4 protein-coding genes are annotated in these 3938 nt (G+C 33.3%); 3 read left to right on the top strand and 1 reads right to left on the bottom strand.

What is annotated here, in order from left to right:
* From BMW63_RS17550 to BMW63_RS17540, 3 genes are all read left to right on the top strand, one after another.
* Positions 1-498: tyrosine-type recombinase/integrase (locus BMW63_RS17550; RefSeq protein ID WP_245745022.1), on the top strand; the 498-nt coding region annotated here is incomplete at its 5' end.
* A complete protein-coding gene (locus tag BMW63_RS17545) occupies positions 483-1643 on the top strand; it encodes an IS91 family transposase (protein ID WP_074724758.1) in 1161 nt (386 codons plus the stop codon). The genes BMW63_RS17550 and BMW63_RS17545, both read left to right, overlap by 16 nt.
* A 278-nt stretch (positions 1644-1921) precedes the next feature.
* Positions 1922-2758, top strand: a complete 837-nt coding sequence (locus tag BMW63_RS17540) for a nucleotidyl transferase AbiEii/AbiGii toxin family protein (protein WP_074724757.1) — start codon at positions 1922-1924, stop codon at positions 2756-2758.
* On the opposite strand, the gene BMW63_RS17535 is transcribed toward BMW63_RS17540, so the two are convergent.
* Positions 2745-3626: a type IV toxin-antitoxin system AbiEi family antitoxin domain-containing protein gene (locus BMW63_RS17535; protein WP_074724756.1), complete on the bottom strand. Its 882-nt coding sequence runs from the start codon at positions 3624-3626 to the stop codon at positions 2745-2747. The genes BMW63_RS17540 and BMW63_RS17535 overlap by 14 nt on opposite strands.
* Positions 3627-3938 lie beyond the last annotated feature (312 nt).

The following is a 3938-nucleotide window of genomic DNA, read 5'->3' as shown; positions in this document are numbered from 1 at the left end:
CTTTTGTATGGATGTGGATTACGTTGCATGGAAGCCCGAAGTGTGCGTTTGCAAGACTTGGATTTTGATCGCGAGCAACTCAAAGTGGTGCAAGGCAAGGGTAAAAAAGACCGCTATGTTCCGCTATCCAAACATTTAATTAGAGGACTCCAAACTTATATTGAAGCCGAAAAACCCAAAGTGTATCTCTTCAACGGACAACCTCAAGGCAGAGCAGGTGGAGATTTCGATAGTCGTTATTCGCAACGAGGTGTACAATGGGCATTTAAACAAGCCACTAAAGCTGCTGGCATTACTAAAGAGGTTTGCGTGCATACGCTTCGACATACTTTTGCTACCCATTTACTCGAGGACGGACTTGATATTATCACACTAAAAAATCTCTTGGGGCATGAGCAGATTGAGACCACGATGGAATATTTGCACATTGCCCAACTCGACACGAAAAAAGCTTTTAGTCCGCTAGATACACTTTTTGAGAAATGCAGCCGCAAATAGGTGCTGAGCGAAGTCGAGTTGTAAGCACTGAGCGCAGTCGAAGCGAAGTTGCTCATGTACTAGAAAAATTGGGTAATAAAATAGAAAATCTAGGACTTAATACTTGGCAATTACGGACTTTGTCAGCCGTTCGAAGATGCAGAACTGCGGCTTTAGGCGGGCATATTGATGCGTGTGATGGTTGTGGTAAAATCAATATTAGCTACAACTCGTGTCGCAACCGTCATTGTCCCAAATGTCAAGGTAAAAACCGAGAAGATTGGATACAAGCTAGAACAACAGAACTCTTGCCGGTACCATACTTCCATGTTGTTTTTACCTTGCCAGATAGCATCAATAGTCTAGCGATGCAAGATCCAAAATTGGTTTATGATATTCTTTTTGAGTCCACTTGGGAAACGTTGAAAACCTTTGGCAAAAAAAAAGAAATCCAAAGCGGAATGATCGCTGTTTTACACACATGGGGACAAAATTTATCCCTGCATCCACACTTGCATTGCATTGTTCCAGGCGGTGGCGTGGACAAAAATGGCAAGTGGCAAAACATGCGAGGCGATGGTACATTTTTGTTTCCCGTAAGGGCACTGTCCAAAGTTTTTAGGGCTAAATATTGCGCCAAACTCAAAGAAAAAGCACCCCTAAAATACGAACAAATCCGGCAGGATTTATGGAGAAAACCGTGGGTGGTTTTTGCTAAGAAACCTTTTGGGAGTCCAAAATCAGTAATTGAATATTTAGGAAGATATACCCATAAAATAGCCATTAGCAATAACCGAATCCAACGAATTGACGATCAAAACGTAACTTTTAGCTATAAAGATTACCGTCAAAACGGATTTAAGAAACAAATGACACTGACGCACGAAGAATTTATCAGGCGTTTTGCGTTGCATATTTTGCCCAAACGTTTTGTAAAAATCCGTCACTATGGCTTTTTGAGTAGCACTTGGAAACGTCAAAAGCTCAAGCTTTTGCAGGAAAAGCTAAAGGTAAAAGTGCTAGAAAAAGCAGAAAAGAAACCATTTTTGCCCAAATGTCCTTGTTGCAAAACGGGTAATTTACACCGAATAGCGGTTTTCGACCAGCGTGGTCCGCCTGCTTGGTATCTTGGCGGTAGCCACAGTTCAATTCCCTGTAAAAAATAACTTTATGGGTAAGGGATTTTGTATTCAGATATGAAGGAAAACACTAGAAAAACCATACTCAATTTTACTGCAAAAAAAAAGAGGCGTTTTAGCCTCTTGTAATCACTCTACCCATTTTACGATAACTCCATAGTGTTGACGGCATGTAATCGGTTCCGTTCAACCGCGGCTTCATTGTTGGCTTTTCAAGCCCAACGAATCCTTAGCTGTTATATGCCGTTTTTTTTAAGACTAATAATTAATATTATAATTGTATTTTAGCATATAAAACAAAAAAAATGCTAGATAAAATCAAGAGATTAACTTTAAAAGCTTTAATGCATGATGAGCAATTAATGTATGGATTAGTTTTAAAAGGTGGAAATGCTTTGCAACTAGTATATGAGATTACTGACAGAGCGTCTATGGATATTGATTTTTCAATTGAAGGTGACTTTTCTGAACTCGATTTTCAAAGAATTTATGGGATTTTAGATTCTTTACTTAATGAACAATTTCAGTCCGAAAAATTAATTGCTTTTGATATAAAATTTATAGAAAAACCTAAAACTAATAAAGAGAAAATTTGGAAAGGTTATAATATTGAATTTAAAGTTACTCATGAAAAAGATTGGTTCGACGATGATTTAGATAAAACTAGAAGAAATGCAATAAAAATTTTAGATCAGTCCACAAAATTTTCTGTTGATATTAGTAGCTTTGAGTATATTGCAAATGCAAAAAAAGTAGATTTAGATGGAACAGTATTATTTGTTTATACGCCGGAAATGATTGTTCTTGAAAAACTACGCGCACTATGTCAATCAATTCCTGAATATAAAGCGATTATTCCAAGTGCAAACATTAAAGGACGTGCTCGAGATTTTTATGATATTTGGAATATTTGTGAGCAATATCCAATAGATTTTACTTCAGAAGAAAAGGTAATTTTATTACACGAAATATTTAATGCAAAGAAAGTTCCAATAAATTTTTTAGAATTGTTACCTCAATATAAAGATTTACAGAAAGAAAATTGGAATAGTGTTGAAGATACTTTGAGTTCAGAAAATGAAGGATTTGATTTCTATTTTGATTATACAATGGCTTTAGTTGAAAAGATTAAAAGCCTTTAGGATAAAATATTTTCCATTTAGAATCAAATTCTTTATTAGACATGTTATATGTTAGATAAAAATTATAAGTAATATTTTTTTTAAAAATATCATCTATAATTTTTTGGTCATATCCTGCTTTAGTCATATAAAAACCTATTAATTGATGATATGGATATATGTAATTTAGTTTTAATAAATATTCATTTATTTTGTATATATCTACTTTATCACGTGCAATTTCATATGCTTCTAAAACTTCAAAAACTCCACCTGAATATGCAGGTCTGATAGCAATGTCAATTAAAGTTCTTTCTAAGTCAGTATAGGAATAGTTATTTTCAGTAGTTATTCCGACATTGTTTTCTATATATCCTTTTTGTATAAAATAAAACCTTGTGTTGTCAATCTCAGATTTATAACTTTCTGAAGTCATTCTTTGCGATTTAGAAAATGCAGAATCAATTGAGCTTTGTTCCAATTCAATATCATTGGGATTAATTGGATAACTATGACTTTTGCTATAACTTACATATATTGATTTTGGAATTTGCAGTGTCAACTGATGTATCTGCATCGCAGTATAATTACTTAAATACCCATCTTTTTTTATTGTTAAAGCAATATTGAATAATGATGCATCTGGCTCTTCATAGATTTGTTTGATAGTTGCTGTTGATTGATGTTTGAGTTTTATGTTTTTTAAAATTTTTGCATCTTCTAAAAATTTCATAAAATGATATTGATTTCTATAATCTGCGATATTCCATTCTTCACGTTTATTTTGAAATATTTTTGTTAAATCAAATGTAGTATAAGCTTTCAAATCATCCGTGTAGAGATGGTTTTTTATTAATTGCTCAGCAGATTTAAACGATTCTTTTCGCATTTTCCAAATAATTTTAAATACTTATTAGTAGTATCGTATACGATACTACTATGCAAAGTTAAACGATTTTTTTGACAAATGCAAATAACTATGAATATTCTGAAGAGATGAAATAATTTTAAAGGCTGTATAGTAGTATCGTATACGATACTACTATGCAAAGTTAAACGATTTTTTTGACAAATGCAAATTGTTAATACATTAATGATTTTTAGCAGGCGGATTCAAGGACCTATCGCAACAAGTCCATTTATTAATAGTTATTCAAAGTTAATTTTTTTGAGGAATATTGTCATCAAATTCAGAATAACT

The organism is Flavobacterium frigoris (assembly GCF_900111075.1).
Classification (GTDB): Bacteria; Bacteroidota; Bacteroidia; order Flavobacteriales; family Flavobacteriaceae; genus Flavobacterium; species Flavobacterium frigoris.
The sequence above is the reverse complement of the archived record's forward strand: the minus strand, read 5'-3'. Positions and strand labels throughout refer to the sequence as shown.

Bases quoted from the DNA above. Each gene is read 5' to 3' on its own strand.
- BMW63_RS17535 (WP_074724756.1), bottom strand. From the start codon at position 3,626: ATGCGAAAAGAATCGTTTAAATCTGCTGAGCAATTAATAAAAAACCAT.
- BMW63_RS17540 (WP_074724757.1), top strand. From the start codon at position 1,922: ATGCTAGATAAAATCAAGAGATTAACTTTAAAAGCTTTAATGCATGAT.
- BMW63_RS17545 (WP_074724758.1), top strand. From the start codon at position 483: ATGCAGCCGCAAATAGGTGCTGAGCGAAGTCGAGTTGTAAGCACTGAG.